14 protein-coding genes are annotated in these 12,319 nt (G+C 40.0%); 8 read left to right on the forward strand and 6 right to left on the reverse strand.

Annotation, left to right across the window (positions count from 1 at the left end):
- Window position 1 precedes the first annotated feature (1 nt).
- The 3 genes from coaE to yacG all read left to right on the forward strand — a co-directional run bounded on the left by coaE (window position 2) and on the right by yacG (window position 2,791).
- Entirely contained in the window at window positions 2-643 is a 642-nt protein-coding gene (gene coaE / locus I6F66_RS09095) for a dephospho-CoA kinase (protein ID WP_197209134.1), read from the forward strand.
- A gap of 126 nt (window positions 644-769) precedes the next feature.
- Window positions 770-2,446: a type IV-A pilus assembly ATPase PilB gene (gene pilB, locus I6F66_RS09100; RefSeq protein ID WP_197160317.1), complete on the forward strand. Its 1,677-nt coding sequence runs from the start codon at window positions 770-772 to the stop codon at window positions 2,444-2,446.
- A gap of 114 nt (window positions 2,447-2,560) precedes the next feature.
- Complete coding sequence (gene yacG, locus I6F66_RS09105; RefSeq protein ID WP_007586146.1) at window positions 2,561-2,791, forward strand: DNA gyrase inhibitor YacG; 231 nt, start codon at window positions 2,561-2,563, stop codon at window positions 2,789-2,791.
- Window positions 2,792-3,025: 234 nt separating this feature from the next.
- Here the strand turns inward: yacG and I6F66_RS09110 are convergent, their stop codons facing one another.
- Window positions 3,026-3,514, reverse strand: a complete 489-nt coding sequence (locus tag I6F66_RS09110) for a Spy/CpxP family protein refolding chaperone (RefSeq protein WP_197102096.1) — start codon at window positions 3,512-3,514, stop codon at window positions 3,026-3,028.
- Between the two features lie 165 nt (window positions 3,515-3,679).
- Between I6F66_RS09110 and I6F66_RS09115 the strand changes: the two genes are divergently transcribed.
- From I6F66_RS09115 to I6F66_RS09125, 3 genes are read left to right on the forward strand one after another with little or no spacing between them, the layout of a single operon-like run.
- Complete coding sequence (locus I6F66_RS09115) at window positions 3,680-4,369, forward strand: response regulator (protein ID WP_007586150.1); 690 nt, start codon at window positions 3,680-3,682, stop codon at window positions 4,367-4,369.
- Window positions 4,347-5,762, forward strand: coding sequence for an ATP-binding protein (locus I6F66_RS09120; protein ID WP_024590618.1), 1,416 nt, complete (start codon window positions 4,347-4,349; stop codon window positions 5,760-5,762). The genes I6F66_RS09115 and I6F66_RS09120 overlap by 23 nt, the downstream gene beginning before the upstream one ends.
- A gap of 3 nt (window positions 5,763-5,765) precedes the next feature.
- Entirely contained in the window at window positions 5,766-6,713 is a 948-nt protein-coding gene (locus I6F66_RS09125; RefSeq protein ID WP_197209135.1) for an alpha/beta fold hydrolase, read from the forward strand.
- On the opposite strand, the gene I6F66_RS09130 is transcribed toward I6F66_RS09125, so the two are convergent.
- The gene (locus I6F66_RS09130) at window positions 6,673-7,539 is read right to left on the reverse strand and encodes a cation diffusion facilitator family transporter (RefSeq protein ID WP_197209139.1); all 867 of its coding nucleotides are present in this window, start codon (window positions 7,537-7,539) and stop codon (window positions 6,673-6,675) included. The two genes, I6F66_RS09125 and I6F66_RS09130, sit on opposite strands and share 41 nt — an antisense overlap.
- Before the next feature lie 160 nt (window positions 7,540-7,699).
- Here I6F66_RS09130 and trmL point away from each other — a divergent pair, with 160 nt between their 5' ends.
- Entirely contained in the window at window positions 7,700-8,164 is a 465-nt protein-coding gene (gene trmL / locus I6F66_RS09135) for a tRNA (uridine(34)/cytosine(34)/5-carboxymethylaminomethyluridine(34)-2'-O)-methyltransferase TrmL (protein WP_007582820.1), read from the forward strand.
- 77 nt (window positions 8,165-8,241) lie between these two features.
- Here the strand turns inward: trmL and gpsA are convergent, their stop codons facing one another.
- Genes gpsA through I6F66_RS09155 form a run of 4 tightly spaced genes read right to left on the reverse strand, consistent with a single transcriptional unit; the run spans window position 8,242 to window position 10,493 of the window.
- Window positions 8,242-9,249: an NAD(P)H-dependent glycerol-3-phosphate dehydrogenase gene (gene gpsA / locus I6F66_RS09140; RefSeq protein WP_197209136.1), complete on the reverse strand. Its 1,008-nt coding sequence runs from the start codon at window positions 9,247-9,249 to the stop codon at window positions 8,242-8,244.
- A gap of 3 nt (window positions 9,250-9,252) precedes the next feature.
- Window positions 9,253-9,738, reverse strand: a complete 486-nt coding sequence (gene secB, locus I6F66_RS09145) for a protein-export chaperone SecB (protein WP_166420933.1) — start codon at window positions 9,736-9,738, stop codon at window positions 9,253-9,255.
- Window positions 9,739-9,772: 34 nt separating this feature from the next.
- Complete coding sequence (gene grxC, locus I6F66_RS09150) at window positions 9,773-10,030, reverse strand: glutaredoxin 3 (protein ID WP_165740928.1); 258 nt, start codon at window positions 10,028-10,030, stop codon at window positions 9,773-9,775.
- A gap of 31 nt (window positions 10,031-10,061) precedes the next feature.
- A complete protein-coding gene (locus tag I6F66_RS09155) occupies window positions 10,062-10,493 on the reverse strand; it encodes a rhodanese-like domain-containing protein (protein WP_007376037.1) in 432 nt (143 codons plus the stop codon).
- Between the two features lie 279 nt (window positions 10,494-10,772).
- On the opposite strand from I6F66_RS09155, the gene gpmM reads away from it, so the two are divergent.
- Window positions 10,773-12,317 (forward strand): 2,3-bisphosphoglycerate-independent phosphoglycerate mutase, encoded by a 1,545-nt coding sequence (gene gpmM, locus I6F66_RS09160; RefSeq protein ID WP_197140912.1) that lies wholly within the window; start codon window positions 10,773-10,775, stop codon window positions 12,315-12,317.
- The last annotated feature ends 2 nt before the right edge of the window (window positions 12,318-12,319 follow it).

Here is a 12,319-nt window from a genome sequence, read left to right on the forward strand (position 1 = left end):
AATGAGCGAGCAAATAACTAAAGTAAACAGCTGGGTATTAGGTTTAACTGGCGGTATTGGCTGTGGAAAAACAGCCGTTAGTAATATGTTTGAAGAGCTTGATATTACAATAGTTGATGCCGATATAATTGCGCGTCAAGTAGTAGAGCCAAACAGCAAAGGTCTAAAAGCGATTACCCAACACTTTGGTGAGCATATTTTATTGCCAGATGGCACATTAAATAGAGCAGAGCTACGTGCAAAAATATTTACTAACAACAGTGACAAAGAATGGCTTAATTCACTACTGCACCCTCTTATTCGGATAAAAATACTAAACGATTTAAATAATGCAACTAGCCCTTATGCTGTTTTAGTAGCGCCTTTATTGTTTGAAAATAACCTTGATAAATATTGCGACCATACCTTACTTATTGACGTACCAACCTCAGTACAAATAGCGCGTACAGTAAAACGTGACAACACAAGTAGTGAGCAAGTTAAAAGTATTATTGCCTCGCAAATGTCACGTGCCGATAAACAACAAAAAGCAGATGATATTTTAAATAATGACCGTAGTTTAAACCTAGTGCATATAGAACTTGTTGATCTTCATAAAAAGTACCTACAATATGCATTACACAACAAAACTAACTCACATTAACACTGTCCTAACTCACACAAACTCGTATTTTAGTTAGTAAAATCACAACAAAGAATGAAAGGTGATGTAATCCCCTTCTTTTTTCTGATAAATTGCTTACTATTGAAGGAATAAAACAGGTGCGCAATGAATATTAACTCACCGTTATTGAGAAAATTTATAACCCTTGGCCGCATTGATGCCGACACGGTTAAAAACAAACAAAATGAATTTGCCTCAACAGCTGAGCTTATTTCTAAATGTGGAAAAATCGATAGTAAAGATTTAGCTGAACAATGTATTGATTTGTTTCGCGTACCTTATTTTGATTTAAAAGACTTCGATCCTACAAAAATCCCAGCCGATCTCGTAAAAGAAAAACTTATACGTAAACATCACATTTTGCCACTTGTTCAAAAAGATCGAAAAGTTTATATAGCAGCATCAGACCCAACAGATTACGGCGCATTCGAAAACTTTGAGTTTAGTACCGGTCTTTCATGCGAAATTGTTGTTGTTGATTATATTCAACTCGATACCAAAATCGAGCAATTACTAGATGCCACTGGCAGCTTAAATCTAACTGATGACGAGTTTCAAGAATTTGCTGACTTAGATTCAGAAAGCCAAAGAGATACAGCACCACAAGATGACGACAAAGATGATGCGCCTATCATCGTATACATCAACAAAATTTTAATGGATGCCATTAAAAAAGGCGCCTCTGATTTACATTTTGAACCATACGAGCACAAGTACCGTATTCGCTTTCGTATTGATGGCATTTTGCATGAAGTTGCAAGCCCACCTAATACATTAGCAACCAAGCTTTCTGCGCGTATTAAAGTAATGTCGAGACTCGATATTGCCGAAAAACGCAAACCACAAGATGGTCGTATAAAACTAAAAATCACTGAACGCAAAAGTATCGACTTTCGTGTAAGTACCATGCCTACCTTGTGGGGCGAAAAAATAGTAATGCGTATCCTTGATTCATCAAGCGCTATGTTAGGCATTGATGTATTAGGCTATGAGCCTGAGCAGAAAAAGCTCTATATGGATGCACTTGCCCAGCCTCAAGGGATGATACTTGTAACAGGGCCAACGGGTTCTGGTAAAACAGTATCGCTATACACAGGTTTAAATATATTAAACCAGCCAGAGCGCAATATTAGTACTGCGGAGGATCCGGTTGAGATTAACCTTGAAGGTGTAAACCAAGTACAAATTAATATTAAAGCCGATATGACTTTTGCCAACGCACTGCGTGCATTTTTACGTCAAGATCCTGATGTAGTTATGGTAGGTGAAATACGTGACCTAGAAACCGCAGAAATATCAATAAAAGCGGCGCAAACAGGTCACTTGGTTTTATCAACATTGCATACAAACTCAGCACCGGAAACAATCACCCGTTTATTAAATATGGGTGTGCCGGCTTATAACGTAGCAAGTTCTATCAGCTTAATTATAGCCCAGCGTTTAGCACGTCGTTTATGCCCTAAATGTAAAGCGCCAGAACAACTTCCGAGTGAAGAACTGGCTCGCCAAGGATTTAGCGCCAAGCAAATTGAAGAAATGACGTTATATACGCCTAAAGGGTGTGATAGTTGTACCGATGGTTATAAAGGCCGAGTGGGTATTTACGAAGTAATGCAAATTACCCCTGAAATTGCCCAAATTATTATGCGCGGTGGTAACTCGCTTGAAATAGCTGACGTTTCACTTAAAGCCGGATTTAATAATTTACGTTTATCGGGTTTACGCAAAGCAGCCGATGGTCTTACATCCCTTGGTGAAATTAACCGCGTGACTAATTTTTAAAGGTCCATAGTAAAAGTGACAAGGTTCTGAACACTAAATTCAGAGCCTTACTTATACCTAGAGACTCATATCTAAGTAATGTAAAATGCAGAAAAAGATTGTAAAGAGTAAATTATGCCTACTATTGTAAACTGCCCAACCTGTAAAACTAAAGTTGAATGGTCAGAGCAAAGCCCATTTCGTCCTTTTTGCTCAAAACGCTGTCAGCTAATTGATTTAGGTGAATGGTCGTTTGAAAATAACAGAATTTCTGCACCAATCACGTCCGCAGAAGAGTTTAGCCAAGACATGATTGAAGATATTGAAGCTATGCTGGCTAAAAATGAAGATGACTTTTTTAAGTAATTTATCTTCATTATGCCCTAATACCAATCCGCAATAATACTTAATCAATTTGAGGGGTTAAATCTGACGTTAACTGCGTTAAAAATTTCTGATATAGAACAACTAAATAACGAAATTTTTGCCTTGTTATCGACACGATTTTCTTCCCTCAAAATAGATCACTTAATTAAGCGAATTGGTATAAAAGCAAAAACCAGCATTAAGCTGGTTTTTTAGTATTTACAAAAAGTATAATTAACTTTTTTGTTTACGGTGCTTTTTATTCATACGCTTTTGCATTTTAGCAAATTTCTCTTTTTGCTCAGCGTTAAGTACCTGCATTACTTGGTGTTGCGTTTTTAGTTTAATTAAACCAAATTGCTCACCTTTTTCGCGGCGTTCATTTAATAGCTCTTTTGCTGCATTTTCGTCAAATGTTGCAGCCGAAAGTAACGCATCCATTTTAGCTTTGTGCGCTTCACGCATCGCTTTACGGGCTTCTTTATCGTCGCCACGCAACGCTTTCATTTGTGTTTTTTGCGCTTCAAAAATAGCCTTTAGCTTAGTTTGCTGCTCATCTGTTAAGCTTAATTTTTCAACGCCGCGTTCAGAAAGTAAAAAACGAGCTTGAGAATGGCCTTGTTTATGTCCGTCGCCTTTAGCTAATACGCTACCAGCACCAAGCGTTGCTGTTGCTAAGCCACAGATAAGTACTAATTTTGAAAGTGTGTTTAATTTAGTCATAATCATTACCTTAATATTGGGTTGGTTGTGGCTGCTAAGCCAGTGAGTTAACTATACCTAACTCAATGCAAAGTAACGCAAAGCAGTGTAAAGGTTGTGTAAAGATTCACCTTTGCACTATTTAGCGGGTAAAATAACGCTATAAACAACTCTAAGGGTTTGTAAATGAAACTATTAATGATTGATGACGATACTGGTCTTTGCGAGCTATTAAGTGAGTATTTAACTGCCCAAGGGTTTGAAATACAAAGCGTACACGACGGTGAGCAGGGCCTTAAACTAGCACAAGCAAATGACTACGCCCTTATATTGCTAGATGTAATGTTACCAACGCTTGATGGTTTTGAAGTACTTAAACAACTTAGGCAAACAAAACTCACACCGGTCATAATGCTTACTGCAAAAGGTGAAGACTTTGACCGTATTTTTGGCCTAGAGCTAGGCGCCGATGATTATATTCCAAAGCCTTTTAATCATCGTGAATTACTAGCCCGCGTAAAAGCGATAACACGCCGTATAGAGCACATTAATAGCTTAAATGCAGCTACAACGAGTAAGTTACTCGTTAATGGTATTACTGTTAACCTTGCAGCGCGAGAGGCCTCAATCGACGGCTCTACACTAACCCTTACCGGTACAGAGTACGAAATACTCACGCTATTGTGTAAAAATGCAGGCGAAGTTGTTAGTAAAGAGCAAATTAGCGAAGAAGTACTAGGCAGGCGTTTAGCTTCTTTTGATCGCTCTATCGATATGCATGTAAGTAATATCCGTAAAAAAATAGCTGAGCATATTCCAGGTGAGCGAATTAAAACAATGCGAGGTACGGGTTATGTCTTTATCCAAGGCGAATAAAAGCACTTACTTTGCTTGGTTAAAACATCCTGGGCACTACCTGTTTTTTAAAGTATTTATTTGGTTTTGGTTAACTATAATCGGCACCGTAGCAGCGCTTATATTTTTAAGTAATATAACCGCTATTAATGCGGTATCTAACGAGCCACTTTATGGCCCGATGAAAAAAAACCTAATATACACCGCCAAAAGTATTGAGCGCACTGCTATTAAACATAAGCGCAGCCTAAGCGAAGTATTAGTACACCCTCGCCTATCAAAGCGTAAACTTTTATACTTAAGCGCAGCTCAAAGCGAGGACTCTCTTAGTAGTAAAGAGGTGCCAGAGAGCATCGATTTAAGTTTATTAAACTTCACTCAAAATATGTCACCGCAAATTATTTTCACTGAAAAATATCAAGCCTTCGGCCCTGTTAATATAAACGTGCCTGAAGGGAGTTTTTATCTTTACGAAATAGATATTAACCATCAACCACCGCTAATAATGCGCTTTAAGCTTATGCCTAATTGGATGAAAATAGTCATCGCAATTGTTGCCTCTCTTATTTTAAGCTTTGTATTTAGCCGGAACTTAATAGCCCCTATAAATAGTCTTAAAAAAGCGGCAATTAAACTATCAGCGGGTAACCTAAGCGCAAGAGCCGACATTTCTGTAAACCGAAAAGATGAGCTAGGAATACTAGGGCGAGATTTTAACAGCATGGCTAATCAGTTAGAGCTTTTAATCAGCTCACAAAAACGCTTATTAGCCGACATATCACATGAATTACGATCGCCTCTTACACGTTTAAAAATGGCTACCGGGCTTGCACAAATGCAAGCTAACGACGCTAGCCAATCGTATTTATTACGCATAGAAAAAGAAGCAAACCAGCTCGATAAGATGATTGCCGACGTGCTTCAAGTTTCTCGCTTAGAAGCAAAAAGCCAAGCGCTTTCACTGCAAAAACAATCATTACAAATAATTGTAGATCACGTTATTAACGATGCGCAGTTTGAAGCAAAACAAAATAATAAGCAGCTAAATATAGTGGGCGCTGTAGACGTAAACATTAATTGCGACGAAGGCCTTATTGCCAGTGCGCTTGAAAACCTACTTCGCAACGCCATTAAATACGCAAATAATACGATTAGTATTACTCTAAAGCATGCTGATGCCATTTATATAGAAATATGTGACGATGGCTCTGGTGTGCCAGATGATCAACTGAGCAAGCTTTGCGAGCCCTTTTTTAGACAGTCAGATGCGCGGGATCGCGTAAGTGGTGGCACGGGGTTAGGTCTTGCGATTGCTAAAAATGCTATTACTGCGCATGGCGGCAGTTTAGTATTATCAAATAAAGAACTAGGTGGCTTGTGTGCTAATATAACCTTGCCATTAATAAAAGAGTAAAGCATGTTTTATAGTAGTGAGCGTGAGCTTAAGAGTAATCAAATAACAATTAATAACTTTTATAAAAACACGCTAATTAAAGCTTATTTAGATACACCTAACGGGCAATTATTTTATGCTTATGCCATACCAGATAAAGCCAAAAATGCCATTGTAATAAGCTCTGGGCGCCTTGAAGGGTTAGATAAATATAAAGAGTTGTTATGGGAGCTGTATAACAATAATTTTGCCATATTCATAGCCGATCACCAAGGACAAGGCCGCTCTTATCGCCACTTAATAAATAAGCATAAAGGCCACGTTAATCAATTTAACGATTACAGTGCCGATCTAAACTTATTTAATAAACAAGTTGTGGATACTTATTGGCAGGGCAAAAAAGTGTTAGTGAGCCATTCTATGGGCGGCGCTATTGCTTTTGATTACCTTGCGCATTTTGAACACAATTTTAGTGGCGCGTTTTTATCAGCGCCCATGCTTGATATTTATACAAAAAACACACCAAAACCTTTAGCTAAATTAATAGCAGGTACCGCTACTCTTTTAGGTCAAAAAGACAACTACGCGCTAGGGCAAACCGATTATATACCTGATGAGTTTGCTACAAATGTATTAACCAGCAGTCCAGTGCGTTACGAGTTATTTAGGCAAACATATAAAGAAGAGCCATTACTACAGCTCGGTGGTGTTACTTACGGCTGGCTAAATGCGACGTTTGCATTTATAACCTCGGTGGATAATTTAAGCGTGACTATTCCACTTTATATTGCCAGTGCGCAAAACGACGAAGTAGTCGATAACAATGCCCAATATAAATTAGCAAACAGGCACGTAAACACTGTACTTAAAAGCTTTGAAGGCGCTAAACACGAGCTATTTTTTGAACGTGATGAAATACGCCAGCCATTGCTTAAAAGTTTGTATCAGTTTTGTGAGTCGGTGACGGCTTAGCAAGTACCGATAAAGGGTCGAGGTGGATCAGTATATCTACCTCAGATTCAAAACGTTCTTTAAGCATTGACTCCACTTCATCAGCTACGTTATGAGCACGTATTAAACTTAAATGATCATCAAGCTCTAAGTGCATTTGGATAAACTTAACTTTTCCGCCTTGGCGAGTACGAATGTCATGCACGCCGTGTACATCTGCATGGGCTCTGGCTATATCAAATATGCTTTGCTTTTCATCATCTGGCAGTTCTTTATCCATTAAATGATCGGCGCTATCGCGAGCAATATCCCAGCTGTTATAAAGTAAATAACCCGCTACACCTATCGCAAAAACCGGATCGGCATACAACACACCATAATAAGCTAACAAGATAGCTAATAGCACAGCGGCATTTAATATTAAGTCGCCTTTGTAATGTACTGAGTCGGCTTTAATAGCAATTGAATCGGTGTATTTAACTACTTTATTTTGCACAAATACAATCACCAGCGTACACGCAATAGCAAAAATACTTACCCATACACCTAATAAAGAATGGCTTAACTGTATAGGATTAAATAAACGCTCAATACTATGAAAAGCAAGTAGGCAACCTGAGCCTGCAATAAACGCGGCTTGTCCAAGTCCTGCAAGTGCTTCGGCTTTACCGTGTCCAAATCGGTGATCGTCATCTGCTGGGCGCAGTGCGTAACCTAAAACTAAAAAGCTCATAGCAGTGGCTGTTATATCCATTAACGAATCTGTTAACGAGCCAAGCATTGAGGCCGAGCCCGAAGCAAGCCACGCCCATGTTTTTGCGCCAATCATTAAACTAACCATTACCATGGTAACAATGCTGGAAGTTTTAACCCAAAATTCGTAGCTACGGTTATGCACGTTTTAATCCGATAATTAGGAGTACTCAATAGTATGAGTATATCATTTTTTTGAAGGGTTTCGTGTATACTGAAAATCGTTAAACTACAGATTATTTAAAAGGCTCACTATGCTGGATATTGTTTTATACCAACCTGAAATTCCACCTAATACAGGTAATATTATTCGTCTGTGCGCAAATACGGGCTATGCACTGCATTTAATTGAGCCGTTAGGTTTTGAATGGGACGACAAACGAGTAAAGCGTGCTGGCCTTGATTACCACGAATTTAGCCATGTTCAACGCCATGCCTCATTTGAAGATTATCTTGAGAAGTGTAAGCCTAAAAAAATATATGCATGTACAACCAAAGGTAGCCAATTTCACCACGAAGCTAGCTACGAAGCCGGCGATTGCCTAGTTTTTGGACCTGAAACCCGCGGCCTGCCTGATGATATGATCCAAGCACTGCCAAAAGAGCAGCGTGTACGTATTCCTATGCAAGCCAATAGCCGCAGCATGAACTTATCAAACGCAGTAGCCGTGTTTGTTTACGAGTCGTGGCGCCAGTTGGGCTTTCCTAACGCGCAATAAGCACCTTATACCAAGCAACAAAGAACAAAAAACCGACATAACGTCGGTTTTTTAGTTTTAGTATACTTTGTATAAATTTATTCAGAACGCTGCTCTCGGCCTAATAGCGCCATTGCTGCTTCTTTCATGTCTTTATTTTCATAAAGCACTTTATAAATTTGCTCAGTAATCGGCATTTCAACACCGCTGCGCTGCGCGAGTAAATATACTTCTTTGGTATTTCTAAAGCCTTCAACTACTTGGCCAATAGACTCAATAGCAGCATCTACACTTTCGCCTTTACCTAGTGCTAAACCAAATCGACGATTACGAGATTGATTGTCGGTACAGGTGAGTATTAAATCACCAAGACCCGCCATTCCCATAAAAGTTTCTGGTTTTGCGCCCAAAGCACAGCCTAATCGCGTTAATTCAGCAAGACCTCGAGTGATCAGCGCAGTACGCGCATTAGCACCAAAACCAACACCGTCCGAAATACCGGCACCAATGGCAATTACATTCTTAACCGCACCACCGAGCTGTATACCAATAAAATCATCATTGTTATACACGCGGAATGAGCGGCCACAATGAAGTAAATCAGCTAGCTCCTGAGCAAATTCAGGCGACGTAGAAGACACTGAAATAGCTGTAGGTGAGCCCATCGCCATTTCTTTTGCAAATGTAGGGCCCGAAAGTACGGCAAGTGGAATATCATCACCCAATTCTTGCAAAGCCACTTCTTGCAACAAGCGCCCAGTATTTGGCTCGAGCCCTTTCGTTGCCCACGCAACTTTAGCACCCTTTTGCAATGCCGGTTTAATTTGCGCAAGTGTGTCGCCAAAAGCATGGCTTGGTACAACAACAAGTACAATAGCGCTGCTAGCAACGGCATTTAGTAAGTTAGCTTCAAGAGTAAGAGTGTCTGGGAAAGGAGCATCAGGTAAGTAACGTTGATTTTTCCGCTCAGCTGCAAGCGTGGCAACGTCGTCGCTATTTCTTCCCCAAAGTGTCACGTGGTGACCATTTCGGGCTAAACAAATAGCAAGGGCGGTGCCGTAAGACCCCGCCCCTAATACAGTAACAGCTGTAGTTGCTGTACTCATAGGTTATGCGTCTGCTGTAACCTGGTCAGCTTGCGCAGTACGTTGTTGCATGTATTGTGCAAACAGTGCGTCAAAGTTAACTGGCGCAAGGTTAAGCTGTGGAAAAGTACCACGGTTAACAAGATTTGAAACAGCTTCACGTGCATATGGGAACAACACGTTAGGACAAAATGCACCAAGCATGTGCGCAAGTTGCACTTCTTCAACTTCAGCAATAGTAAAAATACCTGCTTGTTGAATTTCACATAAGAACGCAGTTTCTTCACCAAGAGAAGCAGTTACAGTTAGTGCTAAAACAACTTCAAATACACCTTCGTCTAGTTTGTTAGAGCGTGTATCTAGGTCTAGCTTAACTTCTGGCGTCCATTCTTTTTGAAAAATGGCCGGAGAGTTTGGCGTTTCAAACGATACATCTTTAGTGTAAATACGTTGAATAGTAAATTGTGCACCGGCTTCTGCAGCTGCTACGTTTTGATTTTCTTCGTTCATTGTTATTCCTAACTTGTTCGTTATTATAATTAAATTAAGCGTTTAACTTAGCGTCAAGTTTACCTTGCGCTTCAATAGCCATCATGTCGTCGCAGCCACCGATATGTTCATCATTAATAAATATTTGCGGTACTGTGCTTGCGCCACCAGCTTTAGTAATCATTTCAGCACGTAGCTCTGGTTGTACACCAATATCATAATTAGTGTATTCAACGCCTTTGCTATTTAAAAGCGAAAGAGCACGCTGACAAAATGGACAATACGCCTTGGTGTATAAAACAACATTACTCATAATAAATCCTCTATCGGCCAAGCTAAACTGATTAGCGACCTGTTGTAGTTGGTAAGCTGGCAGATTGCCACGCACCCATGCCACCTGCTAATAAATAAACTCGTTCAAAACCAGCTTTACTCATAGCGGCTGCAGTACCTTGGGCAGTCATACCTGTAGTACATACAACTATAATGGGTTTAGTCTTGTACTTTTCAAGGCTTGAAAAGTCAGATTTTTTCGCATTCTCTGGGCTTAAGTGCTCAGCGCCAGAAATACGTCCTGCATTAAACTCTTTTTGTGCACGTATATCGATTACTTGGCCGTCATCACGGTTTATAAGTAACGTAAGCTGCTGAGGATTTATTTGACGAACAGCTGAAAACTTACTTTTTATCCAGCCACTAACAATAAGGAAAACAATACCAACCCAAGCAAGGCTTAAAATGGGATGATTTGTAATAAATTCAATATATTGATCCATTCTACTTCCACTATGAAATTATGTTTTAAAACGTGATGTTTTAAGGATTTTGTACTTTAGCCACGCAAGTATACCCAAACCAACCTAAAATGCGAGTTTAGGAGTACTTAGAAGCGTTTAAAAAACGATAAAGCCCCCCATATATAAAGTAAGTGAAAAAAATTAATATCTTGTTTTCAATGCTGATCCTAGCTTAAAAACACGGTATGCTAAAACCACGCTAATAAACCTTTTAGGTGCACAGTATCCATCAACAGATACTAATTTTCAGGAGCTATTATGACAGAGCATAAAAAACCACTGGTATTAATGATTTTAGACGGTTGGGGATACCGCGAAGATACGCAAAGTAATGCTATTCTTGCAGCTAACACACCGGTATTAGACAATTTATGGGCCACACGGCCACACACATTAATATCAGCTTCGGGTTTAGATGTGGGTCTTCCTGATGGTCAAATGGGTAACTCAGAAGTTGGCCATGTGAACTTAGGTGCTGGTCGCATTGTTTATCAAGATTTTACTCGTATCACCAAAGCAATTAACGATGGCGAATTTGATTCAACACCAGCCTTAGTTGAAAACATAGATAAAGCAGTAAAAGCAGGCAAAGCCGTTCATATTATGGGACTTTTAAGCCCAGGTGGCGTACATAGTCACGAAGATCACATTGTTGCTAGTATAAAACTGGCTGCAAAACGTGGCGCTAAAGAAGTTTACTTTCATGGCTTTTTAGATGGCCGCGACACACCTCCACGTAGCGCTAAAGCATCAATCGAACGTATTGAAGCATTGTTTAGCGAACTTAAATGTGGTCGTTTAGCGTCACTTATTGGCCGTTACTACGCAATGGACAGAGACAACCGTTGGAACCGAGTAGAAAAAGCTTACAATGTAATAGCTCTAGCCGAAGGCGACTTTAATTTTGATAACGGCGTAGAGGCACTTAATGCAGCCTACGAGCGCGACGAAAACGATGAGTTTGTAGCTGCTACAACTATTACACCAACAGGTGCAGAGCCAGCCGAAATTAACGATGGCGACACTCTAATTTTTGCCAACTTTAGAGCAGACAGAGCCCGCGAAATTACTCGCGCTTTTGTTGAGCCTGACTTTGATGGATTCGCAAGAAAAAGAACACCAAAACTTAGCGCATTTGTAATGATGACAGAGTACGCAGCTGATATAGATGCCCCTGTTGCCTTTGGTTCAACACCGTTAGTAAATGTACTTGGTGAGTGGTTTGAAAAAAATAACAAAACACAGCTTCGTATTTCAGAAACCGAAAAGTACGCACACGTTACATTTTTCTTTAGTGGCGGGCGCGAAAGCGAATTTGAAGGCGAAACACGCGAACTAATTCCTTCGCCGCAAGTAGCAACTTACGACTTACAACCTGAAATGAACTCAGAAATGTTAACCGACAAGTTAGTAGCAGCAATTAAAAGTGGAAAATACGATGCTATTATTTGTAACTATCCTAATGGCGACATGGTAGGTCACTCTGGCGTGTTTGACGCTGCAGTTAAGGCCTGTGAAGCGGTAGATAGCTGTATTGGACGTGTTGTTGATGCACTTGAAGAGTTTGGTGGTGAAGCACTAATAACAGCTGATCATGGTAATGCTGAGCAGATGGCAGACCTTAAAACAGGCCAAGCCCATACAGCTCACACTAGCGAACCGGTACATTTTATTTATGTGGGTCGCGATGCAGAGCCAATGCAAGGTAAAGCATTAAGCGATGTAGCCCCTACCATGCTTCACTTAATGGGCATGGAGCAGCCAAACGAAATGACTGGTACGCCTATCATGATGTTGAAATAACG

The sequence above is a fragment of the Pseudoalteromonas sp. NZS100_1 genome, assembly GCF_015864285.1.
GTDB lineage: Bacteria > Pseudomonadota > Gammaproteobacteria > Enterobacterales > Alteromonadaceae > Pseudoalteromonas > Pseudoalteromonas arctica.